At 62.5% G+C, this 12,282-nt stretch carries 11 protein-coding genes; 5 read left to right on the forward strand and 6 right to left on the reverse strand.

All coding sequences use genetic code 11. The features are described from left to right. Positions 1 to 8 precede the first annotated feature (8 nt). The 3 genes from BLP99_RS04665 to tkt form a co-directional block, all read right to left on the reverse strand. On the reverse strand, positions 9 to 1,172 hold the full coding sequence (locus BLP99_RS04665) for a phosphoglycerate kinase (RefSeq protein WP_072390051.1): 1,164 nt from the start codon (positions 1,170 to 1,172) through the stop codon (positions 9 to 11). Between the two features lie 24 nt (positions 1,173 to 1,196). After that, positions 1,197 to 2,282, reverse strand: coding sequence for an erythrose-4-phosphate dehydrogenase (gene epd / locus BLP99_RS04670; RefSeq protein ID WP_072390054.1), 1,086 nt, complete (start codon positions 2,280 to 2,282; stop codon positions 1,197 to 1,199). Positions 2,283 to 2,430: 148 nt separating this feature from the next. Next, complete coding sequence (gene tkt, locus BLP99_RS04675) at positions 2,431 to 4,428, reverse strand: transketolase (protein ID WP_072430875.1); 1,998 nt, start codon at positions 4,426 to 4,428, stop codon at positions 2,431 to 2,433. A gap of 258 nt (positions 4,429 to 4,686) precedes the next feature. Between tkt and BLP99_RS04680 the strand changes: the two genes are divergently transcribed. Beyond that, positions 4,687 to 5,682, forward strand: coding sequence for an ArsR/SmtB family transcription factor (locus tag BLP99_RS04680; RefSeq protein ID WP_072390060.1), 996 nt, complete (start codon positions 4,687 to 4,689; stop codon positions 5,680 to 5,682). 19 nt (positions 5,683 to 5,701) lie between these two features. Further along, the gene (gene metK, locus BLP99_RS04685) at positions 5,702 to 6,892 is read left to right on the forward strand and encodes a methionine adenosyltransferase (RefSeq protein WP_072390063.1); all 1,191 of its coding nucleotides are present in this window, start codon (positions 5,702 to 5,704) and stop codon (positions 6,890 to 6,892) included. 128 nt (positions 6,893 to 7,020) lie between these two features. Here the strand turns inward: metK and BLP99_RS04690 are convergent, their stop codons facing one another. Next, the gene (locus BLP99_RS04690) at positions 7,021 to 7,641 is read right to left on the reverse strand and encodes a LysE family translocator (protein ID WP_072390066.1); all 621 of its coding nucleotides are present in this window, start codon (positions 7,639 to 7,641) and stop codon (positions 7,021 to 7,023) included. Between the two features lie 189 nt (positions 7,642 to 7,830). Between BLP99_RS04690 and ligB the strand changes: the two genes are divergently transcribed. Further along, a complete protein-coding gene (gene ligB, locus BLP99_RS04695; RefSeq protein ID WP_092179842.1) occupies positions 7,831 to 9,504 on the forward strand; it encodes an NAD-dependent DNA ligase LigB in 1,674 nt (557 codons plus the stop codon). Positions 9,505 to 9,607: 103 nt separating this feature from the next. After that, positions 9,608 to 10,000 (forward strand): DUF1090 domain-containing protein, encoded by a 393-nt coding sequence (locus tag BLP99_RS04700; protein WP_072390072.1) that lies wholly within the window; start codon positions 9,608 to 9,610, stop codon positions 9,998 to 10,000. A 10-nt stretch (positions 10,001 to 10,010) separates the two neighbouring features. Here the strand turns inward: BLP99_RS04700 and BLP99_RS04705 are convergent, their stop codons facing one another. Next, positions 10,011 to 10,460 carry a c-type cytochrome gene (locus tag BLP99_RS04705; protein WP_072390075.1) on the reverse strand — a complete coding sequence of 150 codons (450 nt, stop codon included), beginning with the start codon at positions 10,458 to 10,460 and terminating at the stop codon, positions 10,011 to 10,013. 123 nt (positions 10,461 to 10,583) lie between these two features. Here BLP99_RS04705 and mltA point away from each other — a divergent pair, with 123 nt between their 5' ends. Continuing rightward, entirely contained in the window at positions 10,584 to 11,768 is a 1,185-nt protein-coding gene (gene mltA / locus BLP99_RS04710; protein WP_072390078.1) for a murein transglycosylase A, read from the forward strand. A gap of 125 nt (positions 11,769 to 11,893) precedes the next feature. Here the strand turns inward: mltA and BLP99_RS04715 are convergent, their stop codons facing one another. Beyond that, positions 11,894 to 12,277, reverse strand: coding sequence for an MAPEG family protein (locus BLP99_RS04715; RefSeq protein WP_072390081.1), 384 nt, complete (start codon positions 12,275 to 12,277; stop codon positions 11,894 to 11,896). Positions 12,278 to 12,282 lie beyond the last annotated feature (5 nt).

A 12,282-nucleotide genomic window follows, 5' to 3' on the forward strand; every position in this document is an offset into this window, starting at 1 on the left:
ACCTAACCTCAGGCCTTGGCCCGGCTTTCGAGGATTTCCACCGCCGGCAGCACCTTGCCCTCGACGAATTCGAGGAACGCACCGCCACCGGTCGAAATGTAGGAAATCCGGTCAGCCACGCGGTACTTGTCGATGGCCGCCAGGGTATCGCCGCCACCTGCGATGGAGAACGCCGGGCTTTCGGCGATAGCCTGGGCCAGGACCTTGGTGCCGTTGCCAAACTGATCGAATTCGAACACGCCCACCGGGCCGTTCCACAGGATAGTCTGGGAAGCCTTCAACAGCTCGGCGAAATTGGCCGCGGTCTGCGGACCGATGTCCAGGATCATGTCGTCTTCAGCCACGTCGGCGATCGCCTTGACGGTGGCCTTGGCGCTTTCGGCGAATTCCTTGGCGACCACGACGTCCACCGGCAGCGGCACGCTGACCTTGGCGGCGATTTCACGGGCGGTATCCAGCAGGTCCGGCTCGTAAAGGGATTTGCCGACCGGATGACCGGCGGCCGCCAGGAAGGTATTGGCGATACCACCGCCGACGATCAACTGATCGCAGATCTGGCTCAGGCTGTTCAGCACGTCGAGCTTGGTGGAGACCTTGGAACCGGCCACGATGGCGGCCATCGGCTTGGCGGGAGCGCCCAGGGCCTTGCCCAGCGCATCCAGTTCGGCGGCCAGCAATGGGCCCGCCGCCGCGATCTTGGCGAACTTCGCCACGCCATGGGTCGAACCCTCGGCACGGTGCGCGGTACCGAAGGCGTCCATCACGAACACGTCGCACAGGGCGGCATATTGCTGCGCCAGCTCGTCGGCGTTCTTCTTCTCGCCCTTGTTGAAGCGCACGTTCTCGAACAGCACGACGTCGCCGGCCTTCACGTCCACGCCACCCAGGTAGTCGGCCACCAGCGGCACTTCACGGCCCAGGGCGCGGCTCAGGTAGTCGGCCACTGGCTTGAGGCTGTTCTCGGCCGAGAACTCGCCCTCGGTTGGACGGCCCAAATGCGAGCAGACCATCACGGCCGCGCCTTTTTCCAGGGCCAGCTTGATGGTCGGCAGCGAAGCCAGGATGCGCGCGTCGCTGGTGACGACACCGTCCTTGACGGGGACGTTGAGGTCTTCGCGGATCAGTACGCGCTTACCTTGCAGATCGAGGTCGGACATCTTCAACACGGTCATGGGTCGCAATTCCTGGATAACTGTTTAGAGAGCAGGTTTTTTTGAAACAGAACGCTGGGAATCAGAAAGCGAAGTCGCCGCCTGCAGGTAGTGCCCGGCAACGTCCAGCATTCGGTTGGCAAATCCCCATTCGTTGTCGAACCAGGCCAGGATGTTCACAAGCCGAGGCCCGGAAACGCGGGTCTGGCTGGCGTCGACGATGGCCGAATGAGGATCATGGTTAAAGTCACAACTGGCATGAGGCAACTCGGTATAGGCCAGCAAGCCTTTGAGCGGGCCGCTGGTGGCGGCTTCGCGCAGGATCCGGTTGACCTCGGTGGCGTCGGTATCGCTCACGGTCTGCATCGTCATATCGAGGCAGGACACGTTGACCGTCGGCACCCGCACGGCTTTGGCCTGAATTCGTCCCGCAAGTTCCGGCAGCAGCCGTTCGATGCCTCTCGCCAGACCAGTGGACACCGGAATCACCGACTGGAACGCCGAACGGGTGCGGCGCAAGTCTTCATGGTGATAGGCGTCGATCACCGGCTGATCGTTCATCGCCGAGTGGATGGTGGTGATCGACACATATTCCAGGCCGACGGCCTGGTCCAGCAAGCGCAACAGCGGCACGCCGCAGTTGGTGGTGCAGGACGCGTTGGACACCAGCAGCTCTTCGCCGGTCAGGCAATCCTGGTTCACGCCGTAGACGATGGTGGCGTCCACGTCCGCTTCACTGGCCATCGGCTGGGAGAACAACACCCGTGGCGCGCCGGCAGCGAGAAAACGCTGGCCGTCTTCGCGGGTGTGGTAGGCGCCAGAGCACTCGAGCACCAGATCGACATCCAGGGACGCCCAATCGATGCCTTCGGGGGTGGCACTGCGCAAGACCTTCACGCAGTCGCCGTTAATATGCAGACAATCGCCCTCGACCCGCACTTCGCCGGGAAACCGGCCGTGGGTGGAGTCAAAGCGTGTCAGGTATTCGATACTGGCCATGTCGGCCAGATCGTTGATGGCCACAATCTCGAACCCGGCCTTGGCCCCTCGCTCGAACAACGCACGCAAGACGCAACGACCAATCCGGCCGTAGCCGTTGAGTGCAACTCTGTAGGGACGCGGTTGGGGCATGGGGTTCTCTGACCTGGTTGAATCCATTGAGGCAGTGTCGTCTGGGCCACCGCTATCGCGAGCAAGCTCGCTCCCACAGGGTCGGTGAAAACCCTTGTGGGAGCGAGCTTGCTCGCGATGGCGTCAGAACAGACAACCTGTTTGCGGATCAGTCTTCCAGCAGCTCTTCAGCCTGACCCAGGATGTTCTCCAGGGTAAAACCGAACTCTTCGAACAAGGCTGCGGCAGGTGCCGATTCACCGTAGGTGGTCATGCCGATCACGCGGCCTTCCAGGCCAACGTACTTGTACCAGTAATCGGCGTGAGCGGCCTCGATGGCGATCCGGGCGCTGACCTGCAGTGGCAATACCGACTGCTTGTAGCCGGCGTCCTGGGCATCGAACACGCTGGTGCATGGCATGGACACCACACGCACGTTGCGGCCTTGGGCGGTCAGCTTGTCGTAGGCCTGGACGGCCAGGCCGACTTCGGAACCGGTGGCAATCAGAATCAGCTCGGGCTCACCGATGCAGTCCTTGAGCACATAGCCGCCACGGGAAATGTCGTCGATCTGGCCAGCTTCACGGGCCTGGTGCTGCAGGTTCTGACGGGAGAAGATCAAGGCCGATGGGCCATCGTTGCGCTCGATGGCGTATTTCCAGGCCACCGCCGACTCCACGGCATCGCATGGGCGCCAGGTATCGAGGTTCGGAGTGCAGCGCAGGCTGGCCAGTTGCTCGATCGGCTGGTGAGTCGGGCCGTCTTCGCCCAGGCCGATGGAGTCGTGGGTGAACACATAGAGCACGCGCTTTTTCATCAGCGCCGACATGCGCACGGCGTTGCGGGCGTACTCCATGAACATCAGGAAGGTCGCGCCATAAGGCACCAGGCCGCCATGCAGGGCTACGCCGTTCATGATGGCGCTCATGCCGAACTCACGCACGCCGTAGTACATGTAGTTGCCACTGGCATCTTCGGCACTGACGCCCTTGCAGCCTTTCCACAGGGTCAGGTTGGAACCGGCCAGGTCGGCCGAACCGCCCAGCAGCTCGGGCAACAACGGGCCGAAGGCATTGAGGGTGTTCTGGCTGGCCTTGCGGCTGGCGATGGTTTCGCCCTTGGCTGCGACTTCGGCGATATAGGCCGAGGCCTTTTCGGCGAAGTCGGCTGGCAGCTCGCCACTGAGGCGACGGACCAGTTCATTGGCCAGCGCAGGGAACTCGGCGGAATAGGCAGCGAAACGCTGATCCCAATCGGCTTCGAGCGCACGACCTTTTTCCTTGGCGTCCCATTCGGCATAGATGTCGGCAGGGATTTCGAACGGACCGTGCTCCCACTTCAACGCGGCGCGGGTCAGGGCGATTTCCTCGGCGCCCAGCGGGGCCCCGTGGCAGTCTTCCTTGCCTTGCTTGTTGGGGGAGCCGAAACCGATGGTGGTCTTGCAGCAGATCAGGGTCGGCTGGGCGCTCTTGCGAGCGGTCTCGATGGCGGTCTTGATTTCTTCCGGGTCATGGCCGTCGACGTTGCGGATCACCAGCCAGTTATAGGCTTCGAAGCGCTTGGGGGTGTCGTCGGTAAACCAGCCCTCGACTTCGCCGTCGATGGAAATGCCATTGTCATCGTAGAAAGCGATCAGCTTGTCCAGGCCCAGGGTGCCGGCCAGGGAGGCGACTTCATGGGAAATACCTTCCATCATGCAGCCATCGCCCAGGAATACGTAGGTATGGTGATCGACCACGTTATGGCCAGGACGGTTGAACTGGGCCGCCAGAACTTTTTCGGCGAGGGCAAAACCCACCGCGTTGGCGAGGCCCTGACCCAACGGGCCGGTGGTCGTTTCGACGCCCGGGGTGTAGCCGTATTCCGGATGGCCCGGGGTGCGGCTGTGTAACTGGCGGAAGTTCTTCAGGTCATCGATCGACAGGTCGTAACCGGTCAGGTGCAGCAGCGAGTAGATCAACATCGAACCGTGACCGTTGGACAGCACGAAGCGGTCGCGGTCGGCGAAGCACGGATTGCTCGGATTGTGCTTGAGGTAGTCGCGCCACAGCACCTCGGCGATATCCGCCATGCCCATCGGGGCACCTGGATGGCCGCTGTTGGCTTTTTGCACGGCATCCATGCTGAGGGCACGAATGGCATTGGCACGCTCACGACGGCTGGGCATCGCTGATCTCCTGGGTTTTGAATAGACGAAACTGAAAAAAGGCGAGCATTTTCCCTCACCCACCCGCCCGGGGGCAATGACAGATAGTCATCCAGAGCGGTTTTTCCGGTGGATAAAGTCGCTTTCGCCAGGTGAAACCTTTCCGCTGATGAGCTGTAGAGTCGAGCGCGCTCCGGGAAGTGCCATTTATCGCTCAATATCAAAACTTTTTGATATTGAACTTGCGATGAAATAACCCCCTGTCTAGACTGCCGCCCTATGAACTTACGTGCGCCTTCCCTTCAGCATAACGATAGCGATGAACTGGCGGCCCTTTGCAAGGCCGGTGGCGACCCGTTGCGCCTCAATGTGTTGCGCGCCCTGGCCAACGATTCGTTCGGCGTGCTGGAGCTGGCACAGATCTTCGGCATCGGCCAGTCCGGCATGAGCCATCACCTCAAGGTCCTCGCCCAGGCCGACCTGGTGGCGACCCGCCGTGAAGGCAATGCAATTTTCTACCGTCGCGCCCTGCCCCACACCGACCTTCTGGGTGGCAAGCTGCACGCGGCATTGCTGGAAGAAGTGGACGAGCTGAGCCTGCCGACGGACGTGCAGGCCCGCATTGCCCAGGTCCATGGGCAACGGGCCGCCGCCAGCCAGGATTTTTTTGCCCGGGTCGCGGAGAAATTTCGCGCCCAGCAGGACCTGATCGCAGGATTGCCGCAATACCGTGAAAGTGTCTTGGCGCTGCTGGACAAACTTAGCTTTGCGCCCGACGCCACCGCCATCGAAGTGGGTCCTGGCGATGGCGCCTTCCTGCCGGAACTGGCAAGACGCTTCAGCCAGGTCACGGCGCTGGACAACAGCCCGGCCATGCTCGAGCTGGCTCGCCAGGTATGCGAGCGCGAAACCCTGACTAATGTCAGCCTGCAATTGGCCGACGCCTTGAATGGTGTGAACCTGCAGGCCGATTGCGTCGTATTGAACATGGTACTTCATCATTTCGCCGCGCCGGCCGATGCCCTCAAGCACATGGCCGGCCTGCTGCAACCAGGCGGCAGCCTGCTGGTGACAGAGTTATGCAGCCACAACCAGAGCTGGGCCAGGGAGGCCTGCGGTGATCTCTGGCTGGGGTTCGAACAGGACGACCTGGCCCGTTGGGCCACCACTGCGGGCCTCGTGCCCGGGGAAAGCCTCTATGTAGGCTTACGAAATGGTTTCCAGATCCAGGTCCGCCATTTTCAGCGGCCGGCTGGTGACACTCACCATCGGTAACTTGTAGGAAAACATCGAGATGAGCGAATACTCCCTTTTCACCTCCGAGTCCGTGTCTGAAGGGCATCCGGACAAAATCGCCGACCAGATTTCTGATGCGGTGCTGGACGCCATCATTGCTGAAGACAAGTTCGCCCGCGTGGCGTGCGAGACTCTGGTGAAAACGGGCGTGGCGATCATCGCTGGCGAAGTCACCACCTCGGCCTGGGTCGACCTGGAACAGATCGTTCGCGACGTCATCCTGGGCATCGGCTACAACAGCTCCGAGGTCGGCTTCGACGGCGCGACCTGCGGCGTGATGAACATCATCGGCAAGCAGTCGGTGGACATCGCCCAGGGCGTGGACCGCAGCAAGCCGGAAGACCAGGGTGCCGGCGACCAGGGCCTGATGTTCGGCTACGCCAGCAACGAAACCGACGTGCTGATGCCCGCCCCGATCACGTTCTCGCACCAATTGGTGCAACGCCAGGCCGAGGCACGCAAGTCCGGCCTGCTGCCATGGCTGCGTCCGGATGCCAAGTCTCAGGTCACGTGCCGCTACGAAAATGGCAAGGTGGTCGGCATCGACGCCATCGTGCTGTCGACCCAGCACAACCCGGAAGTCTCCTACAAAGACCTGCGCGAAGGCGTGATGGAACTGATCGTCAAGCACGTAGTGCCTGCCGAGCTGCTGAACAAGGACACCCAGTTCCACATCAACCCGACCGGCAACTTCATCATCGGTGGCCCGGTGGGCGACTGCGGCCTGACTGGTCGCAAGATCATCGTCGACAGCTACGGCGGCATGGCTCGTCACGGTGGCGGCGCGTTCTCCGGCAAGGATCCTTCGAAGGTTGACCGCTCTGCCGCCTATGCCGGTCGCTACGTGGCCAAGAACATCGTGGCCGCCGGCCTGGCCGAGCGCTGCGAGATCCAGGTGTCGTACGCCATCGGCGTCGCCCAGCCGACTTCGATCTCGTTGAACACCTTCGGCACCGGCAAGATCGGCGACGACAAGATCATCAAGCTGGTACGCGAAGTGTTCGACCTGCGTCCATACGCCATCACCACCATGCTCGACCTGCTGCATCCGATGTACCAGGAGACTGCGGCCTACGGTCACTTCGGCCGCACGCCGCAGACCAAGACAGTCGATGGCGATACCTTCACCACCTTCACCTGGGAAAAGACCGACCGCGCCGACGCTCTGCGCGCCGCTGCCGGCCTGTAATACCCCGCAGTCATGAAAAAGCCCCTGGCGATCCGGTCGCCAGGGGCTTTTTCATCAAAAAATCAAAGTCAGGCGCCGTTCCTGTGGCGAGGGACAAGTCCCCAGCCCAAATAGGGCCCTCAGGTGATCTAAGTCCTGCGTGCCACCAGCAAAAACGACGCCGCACCGGCCAGCAACCCCGCACACATCCGATTGAACAGACGCTTGCCACTGGGCTGGGCGAACAGCCGCCGCGCATGGATGCCCATGTAGCAATACAACCCGATGGCAATGCACTCCAGCGCCAGGAACAAACCGCCCAGCACCGCGAACTGTTGGGTAACGGTGCCCGCCCTGTCGACGAACTGTGGCAGGAACGCGGTAAACAACAGGATCGCCTTCGGATTACCGATCGCCACCAGGAATTCCTGGCGTGCCAGGCTGGTCATGCTGATCGTCGTGATCGCCGCTTCGCTACCGGCCTCAGGCTGAGCGCGCCACAACTGCACGGCGAGGTAGAACAGATAACCGGCACCGACAAGCTTGATTCCCAGGAACAGCACTTCCGAGGTATGCAGCACGGCGGTGAGCCCCACCGATGCCAGGGCGATCATGATTGCAAATGCCACCAGTCGACCGATGCCTCCGCTGCACGCCCGGACAAAGCCATAACGCGAGGCGTTGCTGATGGATAACAGGTTATTGGGCCCGGGCGCCATGTTCAGCGCGAAGCAGGCCGGAATGAAAACGGCGAGTGTCGTCAGGTCCATCGAGGGGCACTCCTGGCTGGGCGGATCGAAGCACCATTGTGCCCCGGCCCAGGCTGGGTTCAAGGGACAGTTGCACAGCCAGATCGCACCACACTGTACCGCCGCCGCAACGCCTGGTAACGCTCCAGGCCTCGCAGCTTGCGCGAGCGTGGCTAGCCTTGAAAGACCCAACCAAGCAAGGATGCTTCGATGCCAGCGTTATTTCATGTACTCGTTTATTCCCTGTTCGTAGCCGCCTCCGTTAATGCAGCGCCCTGTCCCGACTGGCCGGCCGAACGAACCCAGGCGGAAATCGCCGCCCGGCAACGCCAGATCGACGCCTGGGACGACAGCTACCACCGCCTCGGCCGGTCGCCGGTGGCCGATGAGCTTTACGACCAGTCCCGCGCGCAACTGGAGCAATGGCGCAACTGCCTCGACCTTCCTGCGCCAGCCAATCCGTTGCGCACGGCTCGCGGGAAAGTACCGCATCCAGTCATTCATACAGGCCTGGAGAAGCTCAAGGACGCCTCGGCCGTACAGGCCTGGCTCAATGGCCGCCAGGACGTCTGGGTGCAACCGAAAGTCGATGGCGTGGCGGTGACCCTGGTCTACCGCGAGGGGCGCCTGCATCGGGCAATCAGCCGTGGGGATGGCATTAAGGGGCAGGACTGGACTGCGAACGCGCGCAAGATCGGCGCCATTCCACGACAGCTGCGCCAACCTGTGGACCTGCTGGTGCAGGGCGAGTTGTACTGGCGCCTGGGCGAGCATGTCCAGGCCAGCAGCGGTAGCCTCAACGCCCGCGCCACCGTGTCGGGCCTGGTGGCCCGCAGCAACCTGACCGCACAGGAAGCCGCAGACATCGGCCTGTTTGTCTGGGAATGGCCGGCAGGGCCGCAGACCTTGCCCGAGCGGACGGCCATGCTGAAGGAACTGGGCTTCGCTGACACCGTCGACTACAACCAGCCGGTCCAGGCGCTGGCCGATGTCGAACATTGGCGCGACCACTGGTATCGCACACCATTGCCGTTCGTCAGCGATGGCATCGTCCTGCGCCAGAGCCGCCGCCCACCGGCCAACCGCTGGCAAGCCAGGGCGCCTTTCTGGAGCGTGGCCTGGAAATACCCCTACGCCCAGGCCCTGGCCGGGGTGCGCAAGGTCCGCTTCAACGTCGGTCGGACCGGACGTATCACCCCGGTTCTTGAGCTCGAGCCCGTCATGCTTGACGATCGACGAATCCGTCGGGTGAGTGTCAGCTCCCTCAAGCAATGGGAAGAAATGGATATCCGCCCCGGCGACCAGGTCGCCATCAGCCTGGCCGGGCTGACCATTCCTCGCCTCGACAGCGTCGTGCTGCGCAGCGTCGTGCGGCAGGACATCGATGCTCCGGTGGCAGCCGACTATCACTTCCTCAGTTGCTGGGAGCCGACACCCGGCTGCGAAAGCCAGTTTCTCGCGCGCCTGAATTGGCTGAGCGGCAAACATGGGCTCGCCCTGCCCCATGTTGGTCCTGGCACTTGGGAAAAACTCCTGGCCGCGGGCCGACTCGACGGATTGCTGGATTGGATGACCCTCGATGCCGCCGAGCTTGCTAACATGTCCGGCTTCGGCGAACGCAGCCGCGACCGCCTGCTCGCCGGCCTGCACAGTGCCAGACAACGTCCTTTCGAGCAGTGGCTCAAGGCCCTGGGCCTGCCACCTGCTGGCGGGGCCCGGCTGGAGGGCCCTTGGCAGGTGCTGGCCGAACGAGACACCGTACAATGGCAAGCCGAGGCCGGTATCGGGCCGGGGCGCGCCGCGCAACTGAGCGCTTTTTTCCGCGACCCGCACGTGCTGGCGTTAAGCGAGATATTGCGTGCTGCCGGGATCGACGGTTTCTGATCAGGCCGCGCGGTTGAACCCAAGGGGCTGGCATGCGTTCCAACAGCGCAGCTGCACCGCTGGCTTGCGAGTTTTTTACGGATTTGCCTTTTTTGGAGTTGCTATGAATTTCCTGCCCCCCGTCCTGCTGGCCTTATGCAGCCTCATGACCGCCCCTCTTTGGGCGGACGAGCAGGCACCGGAACTCACCGGCTGCGCGGCCAAGCGTCAAGGCATCATCAATCAGATCGAACTGGCCAAGTCCCGGGGCAACCAGGAGCAGCAGGCCGGCCTCGAAACGGCGCTGAACGAAGTCACCACCCATTGCACCGACGCTTCCTTGCGCAAGGAACGTGAGAACAAAGTGCTTGAAGCCAAGCACGAAGTCAGCCAGCGTCAGGCCGACCTGGAAAAGGCCATGAAAAAAGGCGACCCGGAGCGGATCAACAAGCGCAAGGACAAGTTGGCGGCCTCCCGCAAGGAATTGCAGGAAGCCGTGGAGGAGCTGGATAAATAAGCAACCGTTCTCAGTAGTCCCGAAACTCTTTATGACAGGCACTGCAGGCGTCTTCGACCTTCTGCACCGCCGGCCCGAGGTAGCTGGCCCTGTAAGGCTGGACCTTGCTGGCAGTCACCAACTCAGCGGTGGCCGCCTCGAGGCTGCGCGCCAGCTCCTGGAAGCGCGCCTGTTTTTGCCAGACCTCATCCCGGGCGCTGGTGTGGTCCTCCTCCCGCACCTGCGGGAAATGTTTCCACGGCTCGCGGGACAGTTGGTCCAGTTGCACCGCGCCTTCGGCGAAACGCGCCCCATCGAACGGGATGCGACCGCGCAACATGCCGCCCAGCTCTTCATTGGTCTTGAGCATCTGCTTGAAGATCGCCTTGCGCTGGCCCAAGGGAGAATTGGGGTCGACACCGCCGCAGGCGGACAACGTCAGGCAAGCCAGCACTGCCATGAAAAAACGTTTTGCAAACATCTTGGCCTCGGGTCAGGAAACGGCAGCCAGTATCCTCGTGTCGCCGGCAAAGACCAATAGCCCTATTCACAACGAGGGTTGTGCGCACGCCCTGGCACGCATACGACCCGCGAAGGAAATCTCATGAACCGCTTCAAGACCTGGCACAAAAGCCTGGCGTTGCCCCTCTCTCTGATTGCCCTGCTGAGTGGTTGCAACCCCGGCGAAAAGACCGAGGAGCCCAAGACCCACGCGCTCGCCACCTATGTCAGCGCACCTTGGGAAGCCTTGCCGGCGGTCTCCGATGAAGACCTTCTGGCCGGTTTTGGCGCCTGGCGCAGCGCGTGCACCCGGCTCAAGGCCGATGCGACCTGGGGTTCGACCTGCGCGGCGGCGGCCAACGTGCCGCAGGCCGCCTCCGATGTGCGCAACTTCCTGAAGCAGAATTTGGAGGTCTACGGCTTGCGCTCCGGGGACAACAGCCCCAACGGCCTGATCACCGGTTACTACGAGCCGGTCTACCCGGGCAGCCTGACCCGGACCGCCGTCGCCAACGTGCCGGTGTACGGCGTGCCTGAAGACATGATCATCGTGTCGCTGGACAGTATCTATCCCGAACTCAAGGGCAAACGCCTGCGCGGTCGCCTCGAAGGTCGGGTGCTCAAGCCCTATGACGACGCGGCCACCATCGAAACCAATGGGGTGAAGGCACCGGTGATCGCCTGGCTGACGGACCCGATGAACCTCCAGTTCCTGCAAATCCAGGGCTCGGGCCGCATCCGGCTCGATGACGGTCGCCTGCTGCGCATCGGCTATGCCGACCAGAACGGTCATCCTTACCGCCCCATCGGACGCTGGCTGGTGGAACAGGGCGAGTTGAAGAAAGAAGACGTGACCATGGGCAGCATCAGCGCCTGGGCCAAGGCACACCCGACCCGGATACCCGAGTTGCTGGCCAGCAACCCGAGCTACGTATTCTTCAACCGCAACCCAGACAGCAACGAAGGCCCGCGCGGTTCGCTGAATGTGCCCCTGACTGCGGGCTACAGCGTGGCGGTGGATCGCAAGGTGATTCCGTTGGGCAGTCTGTTATGGCTGTCCACCACACGCCCTGATGGCAGCCCGCTGCATCGACCCGTCGCCGCCCAGGACACCGGCGGCGCCATCGCCGGCGAAGTCCGTGCGGACCTGTTCTGGGGCACGGGCGAGGCCGCAGGGCAACTGGCCGGAGACATGAAGCAACAAGGCCAGATCTGGATGCTCTGGCCCAAGGGCATGGCATTGCCGCAAGTGCCACAGGTGGCGAATGCGGTGACCACCAACCCCTAAGGGGGGGGTGATTGCCCCACCCCATCGCTAACAGGCTAGCTCCCGCAACTGATCTCTTGCAGAGCCAGACCCGATGCAGGACGAGCCAGCCCGCGATGAGGTCGGCAATGACCCAACCGCCAGGCTCAGATGGAAACGAAGAAGAAGCTCGCCACCAGCCCCACCCCCACGAACCACACCAGCGAACGCAGGATCGCCCAGTCCGCCAGGTAGCAGATGATGTAGAGCAGGCGACTGGTGATGAACAGCACGGCCAGGACGTTGATGGTGACCAGCTCGGCATTGCCGGCCAGGTGCGCAACAATCACCGCGGCGGCAAAGAACGGGGAGATTTCAAAGCTGTTCAGTTGTGCGGCGTAGGCGCGCCGCGGTGCGCCTTCGAGCGAGTCGAGAAAGTCCCGCGGATCGTGATTATCCCGCAACCGGTATTTCCCGCCGGCCTTGGCGATGCCGACACATAGGTAAGGCAGGAGAAAAGCAATCAAAATACACCACAGGGCAACCGTCATGAGGC

The organism is Pseudomonas sp. NFACC32-1, assembly GCF_900101215.1.
Lineage (GTDB): Bacteria > Pseudomonadota > Gammaproteobacteria > Pseudomonadales > Pseudomonadaceae > Aquipseudomonas.